This is a genomic window from Enterobacter sp. kpr-6, assembly GCF_900116015.1.
Classification (GTDB): domain Bacteria; phylum Pseudomonadota; class Gammaproteobacteria; order Enterobacterales; family Enterobacteriaceae; genus Enterobacter_D.
In genome coordinates this window covers 908748-926300 of sequence record NZ_FOYH01000001.1, presented here as the reverse complement: position 1 = coordinate 926300, position 17553 = coordinate 908748, and the positions used below count along the sequence as shown (strand labels likewise).

The following is a 17553-nucleotide window of genomic DNA, read 5'->3' as shown; positions in this document are numbered from 1 at the left end:
AACCTGTGCGTAAACCAGTCAAACCTCAGCGGGTCAGACCGTGTCTGGCACCTCCACCAGCAGCAGGCTTTCCAGCTCGGTAATCCGGCGGCAGGAATAGTGCAGTAACGGATCCACTACTTCACCTCCTGCTTCGGCGCTTCTGGCAATGGAGTCAATGATTTTTTAGGTACTCCGGCATACCCGCCACGCTCCATTTTGACGACTACCGAATCTCCATCATATGCGACAACTCGACATTTACGTTTTTCCCATTTCGAAGTGTGTATGCAATGGGTTCCCGGCTCAAACATTGTTTACCTCCCCGGCGCGTAGTTGTACAGCAGCACCAAAGCACAATTCGATAGCATCGTGATATGCCATCCGATCATTTTCCGGCAGATGCTGAATGTTCTTTTTAATATGCACCGTTGCGCACTCTACGCGCTGCGCTTTCAGCTCGCTGACCGCGGCTGCAGTGGCCGGATGGCGCAGAACTCCCAGCGCATCATGTAGCAGCGCCGACGCCGGGTTCAGGGAGTTCTTAACCGGCCTGATGCCGCTGGTGCTGTACTGCCAGACCAGTCGGCCGATGATGTCGGCGCGGGCCACGTTGTCTGCTGCAAGCGTGTCGCACTGCTTTGCCTTTTCACGCAGCGCTAATGTGGTGCAGTCCAGGCGTTCGGCCAGCTGCGTGACCATCTTCGCCATATCGATGATCGGTGTGTCGCTCGACATCAGGCGCGCGAACTCATGCCCCGCCGCAACCAGTTCTTTGTTGTTTTTTGCTTCACTCATGACCGTGCACTCCCGAAAATTTTATGTATCTGATAGCCCTGCCAGTTCTGGCGGCACACTGTTGCTACTGACGGCGGTTCCTGCTGCGTTTTCACAATGCAAACCCTCACTACTGGCTTCGCATCAGGGGAAGCTTTCGGGGGCTTAGGCAGCTTCACTTTTTCCTGCCAGCGCTGCAAAAGCCGGTACTCCGGGTGGCGGGCCTTGCCGACATTTTTGATAATTCTGATCCGCATAAGGCGGCCCAGGATGGCGTGAGTGTGCTTGTTGCTCCAGCCGAGGTTTCGCTCCAGCTGAAGCGATGTTGCGGTTTTGTTCGCATCAAGAAATGCGATTACCGCCAGTTGGTCTTTACTGCGCATGGTCATGATCTCCCCTGTTCCTGGCGGCGTTTGAACTCGGCCATCAGGATTTGTGCTGGCGTCGGCCCCTGCTCTGCTTTCGGCGCTGCCAGTGCACGGCGAACGGGCGGGACAGGCTTACCTTCAGCAACGCGCTTTTCCCAGTGCGCCAGCAGATTTCCGGCTTCGCTGAGCAGTTCCTTCTCGTTCATCTGGCGATCGACACCACGGCGGCGTAGCTCGAGACAAATGTGATACAGAACCGGCTGCGGCCACGGATATTGCTCGCTGGTGGGATAACGGAATACCAGCTTTCGCCACTTCCAGAATTCGCTCATGACGTCCGCCGGGCTCACTCCCAGCGCCCCTTTGCCTTCCCGACACCATGCAACGAACTGTCCCGGTGACGGCCAGAACGGCGACACGCTGGCGCGCGCTTTCTGCATACCGGCGGAGAGCTGCTCACGGCTGCGGATACCATTTTCGGCAAATGTGGCGATCCACTGCTGCTTGGCGACCGTCTCTTCGGTTTCACTGCGAAGATTGGTCTGCGTTGACGCGGGGAAAACCTGCTTAAGCTGGCGGAACAGCGCATCGACCAGACGCTCAGCATCGCTGCTGATCACTTTGGCCTGTTCACGTCCATCACCCGCCATACGCGCCAGGACTTCTCCGTCACGGCTGGAAACTGCACGAAAAATTTCTGAGTTCACAGGAATTCCTCCCAGGCTTCAGGGCTGTTCCAGTGGGTATCACTGGCTGGAATCTCGTTTACGGGCTTACGGCTGCGGTCTTCACGGTGCAGGGAAAGGGTGTCCCACTGCTTTCGCAGCTTGGCGGGCGACAGGATGTTTTTATGCCAGAAGGAATCCTGCGCCGCCCACTTGAATAACTGGCAGATCTCACGATGAGTGCGGCCATCGAGCTGGCGCAACATCCGGATATCGTTAGCCCAGGTGGTCAGATTTGGTTTTTTCAGGGAGGGTTTGGTGACATTGCGCAGCGCGAGCATCCACTCAGCGCATTGCAGATCCTCCGCTGTTCCCCACTTGCCACCAGCCGGGGTCTGAATAGCAGCTTCAGGATGCAATTTTGCTTTTTTCGAACGATCATTAAATACGTTAGTATTTAATATATATTGTTCATGATGTGCGGTTGTTTGTGCGCCTTCATGTGCGGCACCTTCCCTGCAAGCCGCGACATTACTGGCTTCATCATGTGTGGTTGTATGTGCGGGTCTTTGTGCGGGTAAATTGGGCAATTTTTCAGCATATTGCTCGTAATTTATAATAGTGATCACGCGCCCTTTTTGCTTTTCTCCATCGATGGATATCATTCCCTCCCTGACAAAAAACGCGAGCATGCGCTCTACGGCGTCACGACTTGTCGGGCGTCCGTGACGGTCGCAAAGCGCCTGGCCGAGATCGGCGGCAGTTACTACCAGCTGGCCGGGCTTAAGATGCCATGTATGACCTTTAAATCTGGCTGTGTACGGCTGACTGGCAGCATCCAGGAGCAGGTTCTCCCACAGCGTGCGCAGATACACATCCCTGGCCCAGGACGTCTTTTTGATGCTCCGGAACATCTGGATGCAACCAAATTTCTGGTTTTCCATCCGGTTGCTCCTGGCAGCCTTATGGGCTGCAAAGTTGATTACGGCGGCGTCAGACATTGATCACCTCCGCTTGCGATTGATGCGACGTGTTTGGCATACTGACCTCGCGATTGCTGCTCGTAATTGCATCCGAAGACCGGCTGTGTTGGCGCACAACGGTCTTCACCCTTTCTGAACTCTTCACATTGCCCCCAGCATTGACGTGACCATGGCCATCAGCGGCCCGGCCAGATCCGGTTCAAGCCGGAACATCGACACGATCCCTTCGCTCACTTCTTTCAGCTTCTGGTGCTTCGGCGCATCCAGTAGTACTGCGCGCTTCGCTTCAGCAACTTCCTTTTCGGCATGTGCCAGTCGCGTCAGTTTGCAGTCACTGCCCACCAGTACACCGCGGTGCTCCAGCGGGAGAACAGCCAAGATCGCGGGCGTCAGCTGACGCACCCGATCCCGGTATTCTTCAGTGTCGAAGCGGTTATCAAGACAGCGAAACAGCTTCTGCCTTGCGCGGCTCACGTCAGCGGAAAATTCGATGCCCTGCCCGCCGCTGCTGCGCCACTGGTCCACGATGTGTGCAGCAACCACGTCCTGCCCGGCTGTTGCTGCCCAGGCGCGCACGGCGTCTCTGATATCATCGGTGTTCGGCAAGGTTTCACTTAGTTGAAAGCGATTTATCACCGAAGCGGTAAACGCCCTGGTATCATCATGCAAACTGAGTGTGTGCATTTTGTTGGCTCCGAAAATAGAAATATGAAATGCTGCATTTATGAATGTGTCGGCTTGAAATTGGCCGACTCGATGGGTTCATTGCCGTATATCAGCCAGTGCGCATCGCACTGAAGAGCGGCGGCTAATTCAAACAAGTAACGCGGGCGCTTTGTTTTGCCAGCCTCAATGGCCTGAAGAGATTGCTGTTTGATTCCTGCTTTCTCGGCTAACTGCGCTTGAGATAACTTCATCTCCACACGTCTTTGTTTGAGGCGTTGCGAAATGTTATCCATGACACCTCCTACAGTTTTATCTGTATACTGTGACAGTTATTTCTGTTTGTCAATGACAGTTTAAACTGTGAATATCGAGGCATATTGGAAGAGGAATCTATGAGCCTTGCTGAGAGAGTCAAAGAAAAACGCCTAGCCTTAGGCCTTACTCAGGCCGAAGCCGCAGAGAAAGCTGGTATAAGACAGCAATCCTGGGCGAGTATTGAAGACGGTAAAACCCTTAAGCCCCGTAATATTGTTGGCATTGCCAGCGCACTCAAATGCGATCCGGCATGGCTAATAAATGGCGGTGCGTTTATGCCTTTGGCTGAAGTAAACACAAGGAAAATACCGTTGATTAGCTATGTTCAAGCTGGTGCCTTAGCCACTAAACCCCCTATTGAGGCTTTTGATGGCAGCTATGAATATGTAATGACTGATATGGCTCTTTCTGAGTTCTGTTTCGCTTTGAAGATTAAGGGCGATTCAATGGAACCTGATTTTAAAGATGGCGATGTAATTATTGTTGATCCAGAAATTGAGCCAACGCCGGGCGAATTTGTGGTCGCCAAAAATGGCGAGGACGAGGCAACTTTTAAGAAATACCGCCCAACATTTACGGATCCAAACGGCTGCCAACAGTTTGAGCTTGTTCCATTGAACAATGACTACCCTGTTATCAACAGTGCTCACCAGCCAGTAAAGATCGTTGGAACGATGATTGAGCACCGGATTTATCGACGTAAGCGTTAACATCCCCCCTTTACAATCGAACCGGCTTAGGCCGGTTTTTTTGTGTCTAAAAAATTTATTCCCAGCATTAACAGTTATATATGTGTGAGCGAATATCTTATACAGTTTTGTCTGTTGACGTTCATACAGTTTTATCTGTATCTTTAACTCATCCAAACAACGACACAAGCACAGCGCGGGTGTCCGGTAGCAACGTTCCGCCAGCCGGGCGATAACGGCAGAGGATGAGATGGCACCTATAAACCAAGCAGTACCCAAAAGCGGTAAAGCCATTGCAATGCGCAATTGCCGTACCGGTGCAGCATGGCTTGTGTCGTTCAGTTACACCGATGGCATGTACTGGCATGAACCGCAGGGCAACCTGCGCCACATCCGCCGCCCGTATGCCTCGCGCAACATTGAACCAAACCTGGTACCGGCGGGGACACACTGATGAATACGTTATTCGCGTTAGTGCTGACCGTGGGTATGACCAACGGTGATTTTCAGGATGTGGTGCTGGGCGTCTACGACAGCCAGCAGCAGTGTGAAGCGGCAGCTGTTGAGCAGAAGGTTGCGGGGGAATGTTTCGAAGTTGAACGCATTGTCCGCGCTGGCGAACAGCCAGCCGGTTACAACACGGCTTTCTAAACGCAAAAACCCGCCGAAGCGGGCCTTACGTCCGGTGCCACCGACCAAAGTACACCGGAATTTATACCAAAACCAAAAACACACCCAATGGGCGCTATCTCTGGCCCGGGGATCTTACATCCAAAAATGAGGATCTGACATGGAATTTTTCCATCTGCTTAAAGCCAGTCAGAAGTCTGGCAAGAAAGATGCGGTGATTTGGTTCACTGCGAAAAGTGCAGCGCGCGCAAACCTGCAGCTGGATGTCGCGCTGGAAGACGCCGAAATCGAAACCGGTCGTGGTAAAGATTACGCCAAGCCGATCCGCACCGATTTTCCGGTATACAACAACCTGCCAGAAGAAGGTGTGGTTGATTTCGCATGGTGCGATCGCTACGAACTGGCCGATGACCAGCGCACATGGAACATCATCCTGAAGGCGGAAGAAGCGCCGCAGAATGAAATGAATCCTGCTGACAGCGTTCCGGCTCAGCCAGATGCGACTGTTGATTCATCTGAGTCCACCCCCGCCGTCCCGGTTGAAAACCGTAATCCGGCTGTCCGATTCGCCATTCACCTGCTGGGCGATAAATACCAGTCGCATGTAACTAAAGAGCAGCATATGGCTGCCAGCGAGATGGCACTTGACGAAGGCAACACCTATCTCCAGAGCCTGCTGCGAGCCAGGAATGATATTCCTGAAGCTGTCGAACTCAGCCTGAATGCTGAGTGGAAGCTGATTCAGGCAATTAAAGACATTTTCTCGCCGGACGAAGAGCATGAACCTGCTGCAATCGCTGTTTTCATGTCAGCCTGGGTTAATGCCGATGCTGGCGACCGTAACCAGCTGGTAAAAGACTGGTTCAGCGGCCATCAGCCAGCAGCTCAGAACCCTGAAACCGATGCGTCAGGTGACGAAAAGTTCTCTGTTGAGAAGTGCCGCGAAACGCCGCTTACGGAGCTTCATACCGTAGCTGCGCTGCCTTTCCGCCAGCGCCTGCTTGCGCAATTTCTGGCTGAAAAAGAGTTCTCATACCATATAGACAACGATCAGCTGTCAGCCGTGCGGGCGCTTGAATCTGACACGGATAACTCGTTCGTGCAGAACCTGCTGCTGGCCGCTGAGAACGTTGAAGGGCTTAAAGATGTTCGCGAATACGACCTCTGGAAGCTTACCGATGCAGTGAAAGAAGTGTTTCCTGCTGACAAAAAGGCACCAGATTTAGGCCTGGTTCTCCAGTTCATGAAAGCGTGGAGTGCAACCAGCTATGTGGATCGCGGCCTGCTTGTCAAAGAATGGGTGAAAGGTTGCCGTGTGGCGCTGATTCAGCGCACCGACGTCAAAATCTGCGCCGGGGGCGGCAATAAGACCGATCGCAATCCGACTCTGACCCACACGCTGGACACTCTGGACATTGAAATTGCGCTGGCCACCCTGCCTATGGACTTCAACATCCATGATATCCCTGGAGGTGTTTTCCGCCATGCAAAAGAGATCGTCAGTAAGAAAGAGAGCCCGTTCAAAGAGTGGTCGGCCGCCCTGCGCAAACGCGCTGGCATCCTGGATTATTCCCGCGCTGCTATTTTCGCACTTATTCGCGGTGCAGAACAAAACGTTCACAGCTTCCCGGAACTGCTGAGCCGTTACATCAACAAGAACCTGACTGAAAGCGATCATGAGCACCCAACTGAAGAAACCCTGGCGGCCGCCGGTCACGTGCCAGAAAAGAGCTGGGAAAACGAGGTAATGGTGCAGGTCGCAGCAGAGCAGAAGGCAGCAGCCGAACAGCCCAAAATAGCCAGCATGGGTAACGGCGTGTTCTCCATTGATGGCCTGATGGATACCCCCTCAAATGAAGTCGCAAAACCAGAAAATGCGGAGAGCATCACCAATGTGCAGATGGAAACGGATCACGGAAATGAAACCGAAAATGGCGATGCGGTTCCGGAAGGCGAAGCGGCAGTACTGCCAGATGAAAGCGCTCATGCAGCTGTTGCAGAAACAGTTCCCCTGACCACGGCTGAAATTCTTGCCGCTGCAGCGCCGACCCTGGCGCGCCAGGAAGATAATGATGTAAACCAAAACGCGAAAAATGCGCATCAAGATGACGATTCTGCGCTTCAAAACACACCAAAAGTGAATCAGATCGAGACAGAAGCGCATCAGGCCGAACCAGTAGCCGAATACCCGGCATACTTCGAACCGGGCCGCTATGAGGGTCTACCGAATAACGTATATCACGCTGCGAATGGCATCAGTTCCACCATGGTGAAGGATGCCCGCGTCAGCCTGATGTATTTCAACGCGCGCCACGTCGCTAAGACCATCCCGCGCGAAGGTTCCAAAGTGCTGGATATGGGTAACCTCGTACATGCGCTGGCGCTGCAACCGGAAAACCTTGATGAAGAGTTCAGCGTAGAGCCAGTGATTCCGGAGGGGGCATTCACCACCGCGGCGACCCTGCGCGCCTTTATTGATGAGCATAACGCCAGCCTGCCCGCGCAGTTGAGTGCTGATGATATCAAAGCTCTGCTGGAAGAATACAACGCCACCCTGCCCGCGCCGGTGCCGATGAGCGGTGATAAAGATGCCATTGGCCTGGCATATCTTGAGTTGCCTTCTGAATTTAAGCGGATCGTTGGTGACGATAAAAACTTCACCGTATCTGCGATGAAGGCCTGCATCAAAGAGTACAACGCCACCCTGCCCGCGCCCGTGAAAACCAGCGGTAGCCGTGATGCGCTCTACGAGCAGCTGGCGATCATCAACCCTGACCTGGTGGAACAGGAAGCGCAGAAACCGGCACCGCTGAAAGTGTCCGGCACCAAAGCGGAAATGATCCAGGCGGTGAAATCCGTTAAGACGAATGCGGTATTCGCTGACGAACTGCTGGATGCATGGCGTGAGAACCCGGGCGACAAGATTCTGGTTACCCAGCAGCAGATGCAAACGGCGTTGGCCATTCAGAAAGCACTGCACGAGCATCCGACAGCCGGCAAGCTGCTGCTGCACCCTGATCGCGCTGTTGAGACGAGCTATTTCGGTATTGATGAAGAAACCGGGCTGGAAATTCGCGTGCGCCCGGATCTGGAAATCGACATCGACGCCGTTCGCATCGGGGCCGACCTGAAAACAATCAGCATGTGGAACGTGAAGCAGTCCGGCCTGCGCTCTCGCCTGCACCGGGAAATCATTGACCGCGATTATCACCTCAGTGCGGCCATGTACATGAATACCGCTGCGCTGGACCAGTTCTTCTGGATTTTCGTCAACAAAGACGAGGGTTATCACTGGATCGCCATCGTCGAGGCCAGCGAAAAGCTGATTGAACTGGGCATGCTCGAGTATCGCCAGACCATGAACCGCATCGCTAACGCTTTCGACACTGGCGAGTGGCCAGCGCCGATCCCTGAAGACTACACAGACGAACTGAACGACTTCGACCTGCGCCGCCTTGAAGCGCTGCGTCTGGCTTAATGGAGAGAATGACCATGCAAAACACCAATATTATCGCCGCAGAGCAGGCTCCAAACACCATCTCTGCCAGCAACGCTGTATTCAACGTGCAGGCGCTCGGCCAGCTGACCGCTTTTGCCGAACTGATGGCGAAGTCCGCCGTGACCGTACCAAAGCACCTGGCGGGGAAACCTTCCGACTGTATGGCGATCGTCATGCAGGCCATGCAGTGGGGTATGAACCCTTACGCGGTGGCGCAGAAAACTCACCTGGTTAATGGGGTGTTGGGTTACGAAGCGCAACTGGTGAACGCAGTTATCTCCAGTTCAAGCGCCATAGTGGGTCGCTTCCATTACAAATATGGCGGTGACTGGGAAAAAATCGCCGGTGAGAAAGATACTCGCGATGAGGCAGGTCTGTTTATCCGGGTAGGCGCGGTGCTGCGTGGTGAAACAGATATCACCTGGGGCGAAAATATCTACCTGGCTGACATCACCACCCGGAACTCCCCACTGTGGAAAACGGCACCTAAGCAGCAGATCGCTTACCTCGCGGTGAAGTACTGGGCGCGCCTGTACTGCCCGGAGGTCATACTTGGCGTCTACAGCCCGGATGAGGTTGAGCCACGCACCGAGAAGGAAATTAATCCGGCACCCGCACAGCGCGTAAGCCTGGCTGACATCAAAGGTGACAGCGTAACAACCACGCACAGCGTGCAGGAGTCCGCTGCCAACATCGACGCTATGGCCGATGAGTTCCGGGATCGTATTGAGGCTGCTCAGGACTTAGATAACGCCAAAGCAGTTCGGGCTGATATCGAAAGCGCCAAGAACACGCTGGGTTCGGCCCTGTTCACTGAGCTCAAGAACAAGGCTGTGAAGCGTTATTACCTGGTAGATGCGCGCAACAAGGTTGAAGCGGCAATTAATTCCCTCCCCCAGCCTGACGAACCGGATGCAGTGGACCTGTTCGCCAAAGCAGAGCAGACACTGGCGGCAGCAAAACGCCATCTCGGTGACGAGCTGCACGGGCAGTTCGCCATCACCCTGGCGGATATGAAGCCTGAATACGTGAGCATGGCCTAAGGGAGGCGGGAGGGCCCGCCCTCCCGATTAATGCGATGACCGGGAAACAAAAAAGCTGGGGAACGCAGGAACTGGCGCTGCTGTTAAAGCATACGAATAAGCAGGTCGTGAAACTGACCGGGCGCACGCTTTTGGAGGTTGAAGAACGCCGACTGCAGGCAAACGCGGAGCGTAACTGTTGGGACGTATTTGATCCGGAGCGTGTGGAATGAGGCTGATTAACCGAAGCAGAAATGACTCCACACTGGCAAGCAAGGCGTGTGATGCCGCTCTGGCTGAGCATGTTGCCAGGTTTGGTGAGTACGCCAGCCGGGCAACCGCCAGTGAATACATGGTGCTGGTGGAAGGCGCAAAGATCAAAGTTGAGGTGGTGAATCGCCGCAACAGCTACGTGGCTACGGCTATCACAGGGGCACGGAGACTACGTGCTCTGGCCGGTCGGATGTCTTGATATTGAAATATCACAAACACTTTTCCGGCATCTTTATACTGATGCCGGTTACCTGAGGTGAAAGATGGCACAGGTGATTTTTACTGAAGAGTGGGTTGTAGCAGAGAGGTTGACGGCAAAGACCGGTCTGGATAATCGCCAGATTGAACAGTACCGCCAGGGGTGCTGGATTGAGGGGATTCATTTTAAACGGCATTCCCCTACCGGCATTAAGACATCTCGCGGGATAACCTGGTACAACTACCCAAAGATTAACCAGCTAATACAGGATGCATAAATGACAGACTTACCACCAGGCGTGGAGCTTCGCGGTCAAAGCATCCGCATCTGGTTCATGTATAAAGGTAAGCGCTGCCGGGAATTGCTCAGGGGGTGGATCCCCACCCCTTCTAATATAAAGAAAGCAGGCCAGTTAAGGACGATCATAGTCAGTGAGATTTCGCTGGGAGAGTTTGATTACCGCACCCGTTTTCCCGGGTCAAAGCAGGCAGAATCTACCCCCGGCACCGTTCAAATCCGCTTATTCGGTGAACTCGTCGATACCTGGTTAACTAACCGTAAAATCGAGCTCTGCGCCAATACCCTGCGCAAAACGGCATCGCAGCTGAAAACCATCGTGGCCGTAGTCGGCGCTGGCACTCTCATTCGCGAGATAAAGCACAATGACGTACTGCGCTATCGAACGGAGTTGCTTGAGGGACAGACAATGTATGCCGTCCATGTTCGCTCCAATAAGATCGGTCGCAGTGTAAGAACCGTCGATAATTATATCTCCCTGCTCTGCTCACTTTTGAGATTCGCTCACCGGTCAGGATTCACCACAGAAAAGGCATATTCGGGAATAAAGAAACTACAGAAGAGCAGACCCAAACCTGACCCTCTGACCCGGGCCGAGTTCGATCAACTGATGACAGCCAACCATGGGCAAAAAGGAAATATGTGGCAGTTCGCCATCTACTCCGGTCTGAGGCATGGTGAGCTTGCCGCGCTTGCCTGGGAAGATGTCGATCTGGCGAACGGTACCGTGCATGTCCGACGAAACCTGAATGCACTGGGAATGTTCGTCCCGCCCAAAACAGATGCAGGGATCCGGACAGTGACTTTGCTTACTCCTGCAATCGAAGCTCTTAAAGCGCAGAGTGCTCTGACTGCGCTGTTCCCCAAAACGGAGATTACCTATCACCACCGCGAATATGGGTTAACCGAACAGCAGAAGGTGCATTTTGTTTTCATGCCCAGAGTGAGGAAAGGTGCCCAGAAACCGTACTACTCTCTGAGCAGTATTGGCGCTCGCTGGGACTCTGCTGTAAAACGTGCTGGTATTCGTCGCCGCAATCCGTACCATACACGGCACACTTTCGCGTGCTGGTTATTATCAGCAGGCGCTAACCCGTCTTTTATTGCCAGTCAGATGGGGCACGAAAATGCGCAGATGGTGTATGAAATCTATGCTAAATGGATTGAAGAGATGAACAGCGATCAGGTGGCGATGCTTAACTCGAAGCTGGCGCTTTAAAAGCATTTTGCCCCACTGGTGCCCCATTTGATATTTGAGTAAAGAATAAATGCAAGAAAATCAAGAAGTTAATAAGAAAGAACAGTACAACCTGAACAAGCTCCAGAAACGCCTGCGCCGCAATGTGGGTGAAGCCATTGCGGATTTCAACATGATCGAAGAGGGCGACAGGATCATGGTTTGCCTGTCAGGCGGCAAAGACAGCTATACCATGCTTGAGATCCTGCGCAATCTGCAACAGAGCGCGCCGGTGAATTTCTCGCTGGTGGCGGTAAACCTCGATCAGAAACAGCCTGGCTTCCCGGAGCATATTCTCCCTGAATATCTCGAACAGCTCGGCGTGGAATACAAAATCGTCGAGGAAAATACCTACGGCATCGTTAAAGAGAAGATCCCGGAAGGCAAAACCACCTGCTCTCTTTGCTCGCGTCTGCGCCGTGGCATTCTCTACCGCACCGCGACGGAGCTGGGCGCGACCAAAATCGCCCTCGGTCATCACCGCGACGACATTCTGCAAACGCTGTTTTTGAACATGTTCTACGGCGGCAAAATGAAAGGTATGCCACCAAAACTGATGAGCGATGACGGCAAGCATATCGTGATCCGCCCGCTGGCCTACTGCCGTGAAAAAGATATTGAGCGCTTTGCCCAGGCGAAAGGCTACCCGATTATTCCGTGTAACCTGTGCGGCTCACAGCCAAACCTGCAGCGTCAGGTGATTGCCGACATGCTGCGCGACTGGGACAAGCGTTATCCGGGGCGTATTGAGACGATGTTCAGCGCGATGCAGAACGTGGTGCCGTCGCATCTCAATGATATTAATCTGTTTGATTTTAAAGGCATTACCCACGGTAGCGAAGTGGTGGACGGCGGCGATCTGGCCTTTGACCGCGAATCCATTCCGCTGCAACCGGTCGGCTGGCAGCCGGACGAAGAAGACACCCCGCTTGATGAGCTGCGTCTTAACGTAATTGAAGTGAAATGATGACATGCCTCTCTGACTGCACGGTCAGAGAGGCGTTATGACTTACTTCAGCAGACGAACCCGGCAGGCCTTGCCTTTGATTTTCCCGCTTTGCAGTTGCTTCCACGCCTGACGCGCCACGCCCTGACGCACAGCCACATAAACGTGCGCCGGATGAACCGTGATTTTACCGATGTCGGCACCATTCAGCCCCATATCCCCGGTCAGCGCACCCAGCACGTCGCCCGCGCGCATTTTGGCTTTCTTGCCGCCATCGATGCACAGCGTCGCCATCTCCGCTTCCAGCGGCACTACTTTTACATTCGCCGGCGGAGTAAGCCAGTTCAGCTTAAGTTGCAGCATTTCAGTCAGGATATTCGCACGCTGCGCTTCTTCCGGCGCGCATAGGCTGATGGCCAGCCCGCTGTTACCCGCCCGAGCCGTGCGGCCAATGCGGTGCACATGCACTTCCGGGTCCCAGGCCAGTTCGTAGTTCACGACAAGCTCAAGGGATTTGATATCCAGCCCGCGCGCGGCGACATCGGTAGCAACCAGCACGCGGGCGCTGCCGTTGGCAAAACGCACCAGCGTCTGATCGCGGTCGCGCTGCTCTAAATCGCCGTGCAGCGCAAGTGCATCCTGCCCGGCTTCGTTCAGCGCATCACACACTTCCTGGCAATCTTTTTTGGTGTTGCAGAACACCACGCAGGAGGCCGGGCGGTGCTCGCTGAGCAGTTTTTGCAGCAGGCTGATTTTGCCGTGGCGCGAGACTTCAAAAAATTGTTGTTCCACCGCCGGGAGCGCATCGACGGTATCGATTTCGATAGTTTCCGGGTTGCGCTGCACGCGACCGCTGATAGCCGCAATCGCTTCGGGCCAGGTGGCGGAAAACAGCAGCGTCTGACGGGTCGAAGGCGCGAAGCGGATCACCTCGTCAATCGCGTCGCTAAAGCCCATGTCCAGCATCCGGTCAGCTTCATCCATGACCAGCGTTTGCAGGTTTTCGAGCGTAACGGTGTTTTTTTGCAGGTGATCGAGCAGACGCCCCGGCGTGGCAACAATGATATGCGGCGCGTGCTGCAGGGAATCGCGCTGCGCGCCGAAAGGCTGCCCGCCGCAAAGCGTCAGCACTTTGATATTTGGCATAAAGCGCGCCAGACGGCGTAGTTCACTGGCGACCTGATCGGCCAGTTCGCGCGTCGGGCATAAAATTAAAGACTGCGTCTGAAAACGGCTGGCATCAATGTGTTGCAGCAGCCCCAGGCCAAACGCCGCCGTTTTACCGCTACCGGTTTTCGCCTGCACGCGCACATCTTTACCGGCAAGGATCGCAGGAAGCGCTGCGGCCTGAACGGGGGTCATGGTGAGGTAGCCCAGTTCGTTAAGGTTCTCGATCTGGGCTTCGGGCAGAGCATTCAAAGTTGAAAAGGCGGTCACTGTATATTCTCGCGATAAAAAGGCTTACGTTCAGCAGGCGCGTATCCTCTCAGATCTGCCTTCTTAACGCGACAATTTAATCGGGACTTCATCCGGCGGCGGATCGGGCTGCGGTTGTGGGCGAGGGATTGGCTCCGGTACCGGTACAGGATCGATGGGCACCGGATCGGATGCATACGAATCGACAGGATCAAGCAGTGTAGAACCAGACATGTTTACCTCCACAGTGGATGTGCAACACCTTAAGGGTAGAAGCTGGTGGCGCAGAGGCAAAAAAAAAGCCGACTATTCTAAGTCGGCGTCGTACGAATCAATTGTGCTATGCAGTAATTCAAAAAAGGAAGTAAGACAATATGGAGCGCAACGCCCATCGCTTGACGTTGCATTCACCTGCGAGAAAGATAATGCCCTGAAAAGCGCGGCTTTTTATTGATTTTGCTCAATTTAGATGGCGGTTTTATGTTCATTTTTTGTTAAAAAAGCGAAAATTTACAACCATTTACTGCGATGTAACCACCAGGTAACACCGCCGATCAAGACCACCAACATGATGCAAAACAGCGAGAAGCCAAAATGCCAGCCACCGCCGGGAATGCCACCCAGGTTGACGCCAAACAATCCGGTGAGGAACGTGCTGGGCAAAAAAACCATCGCCATCAACGACATCGTATAAGTTCTGCGCGACAACGACTCCTGCATCACCTGGGTGATCTCATCGGTGAGAACGGCGGTGCGTGAAATGCAGGCATCGATTTCATCCAGCCCGCGCCCCAGTCGGTCAGCGATATCCTGCATTCGCCTGCGCTGATCGTCATTCATCCACGGGAAACGCTCGCTGGCGAGGCGCGCAAACACATCCCGCTGTGGCGTCATATAGCGCCGCATGACAATCAATTGCTTACGCAATAGCGCCAGCGCACCGCGCGGCGGAATTTGCTGATCGAGCAGGTTATCTTCCAGATCGATAATCTTGTCATGCAACACTTCAATAAATTCACTCGCATGATCGGTTAGCGCATCGCAGATATCCACCAGCCAGCCGCCACCGTCCGTCGGCCCGGTCCCTTCCTGCAAATCTTTCACCACGTCGTCCAGCGCCAGCACTTTACGTTGCCGCGTGGAGACAATCAGCCGCTCATCCATATATAAACGCATCGCCACCAGTTGGTCGGGGCGTTCGTCGGTGCTGCCATTAATGCAGCGCAGGGTAATAAGCGTACCTTCACCAAAACGGGTAACGCGAGGGCGCAGACTCTCCCCTGCCAGCGCGTCACGGATGTTATTCGGCAGCAGCGGCGTTGAGGCCAGCCAGTCGGCGCTCTCCGGCTGGGTATAATTAAGGTGTAGCCAGCAGGGATGTTGCGCATCGATAACATCGTCATTACTCAACGGCTTTACGCCGCCCTTGCCATCCAGCAGCCATGCAAATACCGCATCCGGTACGTTAACGTCAGATCCTTTAATTGCCTCCACAGCACCTCCAGATTCAGCAGCGTGATCCCACAAGTCTAGCCATCTGCCCTGGCGAAGCAATGAGAAAAACGACCGTCCCGTTTTTTAAGTTGCTGTTTATATTTTCTCTGAAAGTAATTACATTGCATTTAGGCACACAAAAAATAAGGTTAATATTCAGCAAAGAACCGGACTGGCAGCAGAAGTAATTTTGTTGAAGCGGGGTGCGTGTGCCGGATAGTAAAAATTATAAGGAATAAATTTAAAGGGAACATTCATGAAACGATATAAATGGGCAGGGATTTTTCTTCTGACACTCTCTGCAACCGGATGTAGTAGTGTCATTACGCGGGCAGGAGAATATGATAAATATTATGTATATCCCGGCGTCCGATCGTCAGCAGATCAATTAAGCAATCACGGCAGCACATCTTCATCTTCTTCAGTAAATCCCCTTCTTATTATTGATTTACCCTTCTCTTTTGTTCTGGATACCGTTTTATTACCGGCTGATGCCATTATTTACAGCATTAATGCGCCGGAATAACAGGTAGAAGAAATAACCCGCCATGCCGTCCGATTAAACGGAGCGGCATGGCGATTTAACGGACAGCAGGTGCATGGAACCAGTAGTAGTGGATGTCGTTACAGCGCCTGCCTTAAAAAGAGTGGCGGTATCCTTTTGTCGGCAGTAGCGGGTTAACCGCCAGCGGTACAGGAACCGGCGCAGATGACGCTATTTGCGGCGCATCTTCCAGGCGGAAGTTACGCGTTCTGTCCTGTAATTCAAGCACCTGGCGTTTAAGCACATCGGAGGAACCCGACAATTCTTCCACCATGGTCACGTTGCTCTGGGTGACCTTTTCCAGCTCCGACAGCGCCAGGGTTATCTGGGCAATGCCCTTCTCCTGTTGCAGCGTGGAGACGGAAATTTCATCCATCAGACTGCTCACCTGCCCCGCACCGGCGACGATTTCCTGCATATTCTTCCCGGCCTGATCGACCACGTTCGCGCCCTGGTCGACGTTCTGCGCCGTCACTTCGATCAGTGATTTGATGCTTTTCGCGGCTTCCGCACTGCGATGCGCCAGGCTTCTGACTTCCCCTGCCACCACCGAGAAACCTTTGCCGTGATCCCCGGCCCGCGCGGCCTCAACCGCCGCATTCAGCGCCAGAATATTGGTCTGGAAAGCGATACCGTCGATCATACCGATAATTTCATTCATCTGATGGGCGCAATCGGTAATCGACTGCATATTTGTCGCCACCTGCTCCATCAGTTTCCCGCCTTTACGCGCGCTGTCGCTCGCTTCATTGGCTCTGAGCGTGGCAAGTTGCGTATTCTCAGCGTTATTTTTGGTGCTGGCGGCCATCTCTTCCATGCTGGAGGCCGTCTGGATGAGCGCGGCAGACTGCTCCTCTGTTTTCACCGACAGCTCGGCGCTACGCGCATGAAGCTGCCCGGAAAGATCCATCGCCGTCTGCGAAGACGAGCGGATCTCGCGCACCAGGGTGGCAATATTCGAGGAAAGGCTGTTGATGCCAGGGATGAGACGTCCCGCGCAGTTATTACCAAACTCCGGAATAGTAATGGATAAATTACCGTTGGTGACCTCATCAATACTTTTTTTAACGATATTAATGGGTGACACCAAATAAGCCGTCATATAAAGCCATAATAAACACAATGTAACTGCCCAGATCGTGTTCAGCGTGATGATTAATGTGGCGTCTTTTGAGAGCGCGATCACGATTATATCGGTTAACACGAATGAACCCAGCAGAAATAACATTATGAAGGTGCGAACACTAATGTGTCTAAGCATAGATCAACCTGCTAATTACTTAAGAGGGGTTAATAGTTTTATAGCATTCCAGATACACTTTTACACGCCTCTTTTTAATACCTGAAATGTTCACATTTAACGTGGGGGAATTTAGCTTAGGGGGAATAATAAAACCGGGAAGCGCGCTTTTAGCAGTGTAAAAGAGAAGAGTTTCAGTCTAAAAAGGCAAAAACGCACTAAAATATATCATATAAAAAAGCGCTATTTTATGCACATTGGCGCTGGCCTAAAATAGAGTTTAGCATGACTTAACTGGTTTCATTTATTTAAGA

General features: G+C 53.2%; 21 protein-coding genes. 11 read left to right on the top strand and 10 right to left on the bottom strand.

The window, feature by feature from the left end:
- Positions 1-285 precede the first annotated feature (285 nt).
- The 6 genes from BM373_RS04400 to BM373_RS04375 all read right to left on the bottom strand — a co-directional run bounded on the left by BM373_RS04400 (position 286) and on the right by BM373_RS04375 (position 3731).
- Positions 286-777, bottom strand: coding sequence for a hypothetical protein (locus BM373_RS04400; protein ID WP_090459843.1), 492 nt, complete (start codon positions 775-777; stop codon positions 286-288).
- Positions 774-1145 (bottom strand): hypothetical protein, encoded by a 372-nt coding sequence (locus BM373_RS04395; protein ID WP_090459841.1) that lies wholly within the window; start codon positions 1143-1145, stop codon positions 774-776. The genes BM373_RS04400 and BM373_RS04395 overlap by 4 nt, the downstream gene beginning before the upstream one ends.
- Positions 1142-1774, bottom strand: coding sequence for a replication protein P (locus tag BM373_RS04390; protein WP_371261086.1), 633 nt, complete (start codon positions 1772-1774; stop codon positions 1142-1144). Before BM373_RS04390 ends, BM373_RS04395 begins: the two co-directional genes overlap by 4 nt.
- Before the next feature lie 53 nt (positions 1775-1827).
- Complete coding sequence (locus BM373_RS04385) at positions 1828-2733, bottom strand: replication protein (protein WP_090459997.1); 906 nt, start codon at positions 2731-2733, stop codon at positions 1828-1830.
- Positions 2734-2913: 180 nt separating this feature from the next.
- Positions 2914-3456: a toxin YdaT family protein gene (locus BM373_RS04380; RefSeq protein ID WP_090459836.1), complete on the bottom strand. Its 543-nt coding sequence runs from the start codon at positions 3454-3456 to the stop codon at positions 2914-2916.
- Positions 3457-3494: 38 nt separating this feature from the next.
- Positions 3495-3731, bottom strand: coding sequence for a helix-turn-helix domain-containing protein (locus BM373_RS04375; protein WP_090459834.1), 237 nt, complete (start codon positions 3729-3731; stop codon positions 3495-3497).
- A 99-nt stretch (positions 3732-3830) separates the two neighbouring features.
- On the opposite strand from BM373_RS04375, the gene BM373_RS04370 reads away from it, so the two are divergent.
- The 10 genes from BM373_RS04370 (at position 3831) to ttcA (ending at position 12566) form a co-directional block, all read left to right on the top strand.
- Positions 3831-4463, top strand: a complete 633-nt coding sequence (locus BM373_RS04370; RefSeq protein WP_090459832.1) for a LexA family protein — start codon at positions 3831-3833, stop codon at positions 4461-4463.
- Between the two features lie 229 nt (positions 4464-4692).
- Positions 4693-4896 carry a hypothetical protein gene (locus BM373_RS04365; protein ID WP_090459830.1) on the top strand — a complete coding sequence of 68 codons (204 nt, stop codon included), beginning with the start codon at positions 4693-4695 and terminating at the stop codon, positions 4894-4896.
- Complete coding sequence (locus BM373_RS04360) at positions 4896-5093, top strand: DUF1482 family protein (RefSeq protein WP_090459828.1); 198 nt, start codon at positions 4896-4898, stop codon at positions 5091-5093. The genes BM373_RS04365 and BM373_RS04360 overlap by 1 nt, the downstream gene beginning before the upstream one ends.
- A gap of 139 nt (positions 5094-5232) precedes the next feature.
- On the top strand, positions 5233-8550 hold the full coding sequence (locus BM373_RS04355) for a RecE family exodeoxyribonuclease (protein WP_090459826.1): 3318 nt from the start codon (positions 5233-5235) through the stop codon (positions 8548-8550).
- A gap of 14 nt (positions 8551-8564) precedes the next feature.
- Positions 8565-9614 carry a RecT family recombinase gene (locus BM373_RS04350; protein WP_090459995.1) on the top strand — a complete coding sequence of 350 codons (1050 nt, stop codon included), beginning with the start codon at positions 8565-8567 and terminating at the stop codon, positions 9612-9614.
- Between the two features lie 35 nt (positions 9615-9649).
- Positions 9650-9826 (top strand): hypothetical protein, encoded by a 177-nt coding sequence (locus BM373_RS21570; RefSeq protein ID WP_177220108.1) that lies wholly within the window; start codon positions 9650-9652, stop codon positions 9824-9826.
- Positions 9823-10065, top strand: a complete 243-nt coding sequence (locus tag BM373_RS04345) for a DUF4060 family protein (protein WP_090459824.1) — start codon at positions 9823-9825, stop codon at positions 10063-10065. The genes BM373_RS21570 and BM373_RS04345 overlap by 4 nt, the downstream gene beginning before the upstream one ends.
- A gap of 64 nt (positions 10066-10129) precedes the next feature.
- The gene (gene xisR, locus BM373_RS04340) at positions 10130-10342 is read left to right on the top strand and encodes an excisionase family protein (protein ID WP_090459822.1); all 213 of its coding nucleotides are present in this window, start codon (positions 10130-10132) and stop codon (positions 10340-10342) included.
- Positions 10343-11581 carry a site-specific integrase gene (locus BM373_RS04335; protein ID WP_090459820.1) on the top strand — a complete coding sequence of 413 codons (1239 nt, stop codon included), beginning with the start codon at positions 10343-10345 and terminating at the stop codon, positions 11579-11581.
- Between the two features lie 49 nt (positions 11582-11630).
- Positions 11631-12566, top strand: a complete 936-nt coding sequence (ttcA, locus tag BM373_RS04330; RefSeq protein ID WP_090459818.1) for a tRNA 2-thiocytidine(32) synthetase TtcA — start codon at positions 11631-11633, stop codon at positions 12564-12566.
- Between the two features lie 42 nt (positions 12567-12608).
- On the opposite strand, the gene dbpA is transcribed toward ttcA, so the two are convergent.
- From dbpA to zntB, 3 genes are all read right to left on the bottom strand, one after another.
- Entirely contained in the window at positions 12609-13982 is a 1374-nt protein-coding gene (gene dbpA / locus BM373_RS04325; RefSeq protein WP_090459816.1) for an ATP-dependent RNA helicase DbpA, read from the bottom strand.
- A 63-nt stretch (positions 13983-14045) separates the two neighbouring features.
- Entirely contained in the window at positions 14046-14195 is a 150-nt protein-coding gene (locus BM373_RS21565) for a proline-rich small protein YnaL (protein ID WP_177220107.1), read from the bottom strand.
- Positions 14196-14471: 276 nt separating this feature from the next.
- Positions 14472-15455: a zinc transporter ZntB gene (zntB, locus tag BM373_RS04320; RefSeq protein WP_090459814.1), complete on the bottom strand. Its 984-nt coding sequence runs from the start codon at positions 15453-15455 to the stop codon at positions 14472-14474.
- Between the two features lie 256 nt (positions 15456-15711).
- On the opposite strand from zntB, the gene BM373_RS04315 reads away from it, so the two are divergent.
- Positions 15712-15981 carry a YceK/YidQ family lipoprotein gene (locus tag BM373_RS04315; RefSeq protein ID WP_090459812.1) on the top strand — a complete coding sequence of 90 codons (270 nt, stop codon included), beginning with the start codon at positions 15712-15714 and terminating at the stop codon, positions 15979-15981.
- A gap of 112 nt (positions 15982-16093) precedes the next feature.
- Here BM373_RS04315 and BM373_RS04310 read toward each other — a convergent pair whose 3' ends face one another.
- Positions 16094-17260, bottom strand: coding sequence for a methyl-accepting chemotaxis protein (locus tag BM373_RS04310; protein ID WP_090459810.1), 1167 nt, complete (start codon positions 17258-17260; stop codon positions 16094-16096).
- Between the last annotated feature and the right edge of the window lie 293 nt (positions 17261-17553).

Excerpts from the sequence above, each read along its gene's own strand:
- BM373_RS04375 (WP_090459834.1), bottom strand. The coding sequence starts at position 3,731 with ATGGATAACATTTCGCAACGCCTCAAACAAAGACGTGTGGAGATGAAG.
- ttcA (WP_090459818.1), top strand. The coding sequence starts at position 11,631 with ATGCAAGAAAATCAAGAAGTTAATAAGAAAGAACAGTACAACCTGAAC.
- BM373_RS04370 (WP_090459832.1), top strand. The coding sequence starts at position 3,831 with ATGAGCCTTGCTGAGAGAGTCAAAGAAAAACGCCTAGCCTTAGGCCTT.
- BM373_RS04355 (WP_090459826.1), top strand. The coding sequence starts at position 5,233 with ATGGAATTTTTCCATCTGCTTAAAGCCAGTCAGAAGTCTGGCAAGAAA.
- BM373_RS04380 (WP_090459836.1), bottom strand. The coding sequence starts at position 3,456 with ATGCACACACTCAGTTTGCATGATGATACCAGGGCGTTTACCGCTTCG.
- BM373_RS04400 (WP_090459843.1), bottom strand. The coding sequence starts at position 777 with ATGAGTGAAGCAAAAAACAACAAAGAACTGGTTGCGGCGGGGCATGAG.
- BM373_RS04335 (WP_090459820.1), top strand. The coding sequence starts at position 10,343 with ATGACAGACTTACCACCAGGCGTGGAGCTTCGCGGTCAAAGCATCCGC.
- BM373_RS04345 (WP_090459824.1), top strand. The coding sequence starts at position 9,823 with ATGAGGCTGATTAACCGAAGCAGAAATGACTCCACACTGGCAAGCAAG.
- BM373_RS04390 (WP_371261086.1), bottom strand. The coding sequence starts at position 1,774 with ATGGCGGGTGATGGACGTGAACAGGCCAAAGTGATCAGCAGCGATGCT.
- BM373_RS04315 (WP_090459812.1), top strand. The coding sequence starts at position 15,712 with ATGAAACGATATAAATGGGCAGGGATTTTTCTTCTGACACTCTCTGCA.
- BM373_RS04365 (WP_090459830.1), top strand. The coding sequence starts at position 4,693 with ATGGCACCTATAAACCAAGCAGTACCCAAAAGCGGTAAAGCCATTGCA.
- BM373_RS04310 (WP_090459810.1), bottom strand. The coding sequence starts at position 17,260 with ATGCTTAGACACATTAGTGTTCGCACCTTCATAATGTTATTTCTGCTG.
- BM373_RS04395 (WP_090459841.1), bottom strand. The coding sequence starts at position 1,145 with ATGACCATGCGCAGTAAAGACCAACTGGCGGTAATCGCATTTCTTGAT.
- BM373_RS04350 (WP_090459995.1), top strand. The coding sequence starts at position 8,565 with ATGCAAAACACCAATATTATCGCCGCAGAGCAGGCTCCAAACACCATC.
- xisR (WP_090459822.1), top strand. The coding sequence starts at position 10,130 with ATGGCACAGGTGATTTTTACTGAAGAGTGGGTTGTAGCAGAGAGGTTG.
- BM373_RS21570 (WP_177220108.1), top strand. The coding sequence starts at position 9,650 with ATGACCGGGAAACAAAAAAGCTGGGGAACGCAGGAACTGGCGCTGCTG.
- BM373_RS04385 (WP_090459997.1), bottom strand. The coding sequence starts at position 2,733 with ATGGAAAACCAGAAATTTGGTTGCATCCAGATGTTCCGGAGCATCAAA.
- BM373_RS04360 (WP_090459828.1), top strand. The coding sequence starts at position 4,896 with ATGAATACGTTATTCGCGTTAGTGCTGACCGTGGGTATGACCAACGGT.
- BM373_RS21565 (WP_177220107.1), bottom strand. The coding sequence starts at position 14,195 with ATGTCTGGTTCTACACTGCTTGATCCTGTCGATTCGTATGCATCCGAT.